The following is a 489-nucleotide window of genomic DNA, read 5'->3' as shown; positions in this document are numbered from 1 at the left end:
GTTTCGTCATCGCCGAAAAAGATCTCGAACTGCGTGGCCCTGGGGAAATGCTCGGCACCCGTCAGACCGGCCTGCTGCAATTCAAGGTCGCCGACCTGATGCGCGACGCCGACCTGCTGCCCGCCGTGCGCGACGCCGCCCAGGCTTTGCTGGAGCGCTGGCCGACCCACGTCAGCCCATTGCTTGACCGTTGGCTGCGCCATGGGCAGCAATACGGCCAAGTGTGAGCACCGTCGCAGTTTGTGCAGGATCGTTCCTACAGAGCTGGTTATACTCCTGCCATTGTTTCAAAAACGGATACAGACCATGACCGAAGCTGCTCTCGTCCCCGAATCTCCGCAAGCTCCGTCTGTTATTCGGCTGCTGCTCAACAAGCTGGGCGTTGCCTATGAAGAAGTGCTCGACCACCACGGCCTCAATGCCTCGCGAAAGGTGCAGGCCGTGTTGCTGGACGATGCCGTGGGCGCGTTGATGGTGCTGTTTCCACAG

General features: G+C 60.5%; 2 pseudogenes. Both read left to right on the top strand.

The features are described 5' to 3' along the window. Positions 1-227: pseudogene (locus J5M71_RS27625) on the top strand (ATP-dependent DNA helicase RecG); the annotation flags it as partial. 79 nt (positions 228-306) lie between these two features. Further along, positions 307-489: pseudogene (locus tag J5M71_RS27620) on the top strand (histidine kinase); the annotation flags it as partial.

Source organism: Pseudomonas sp. 43(2021) (genome assembly GCF_017490805.1).
GTDB lineage: Bacteria > Pseudomonadota > Gammaproteobacteria > Pseudomonadales > Pseudomonadaceae > Aquipseudomonas.
This window is presented reverse-complemented; position numbering and strand designations above follow the sequence as displayed.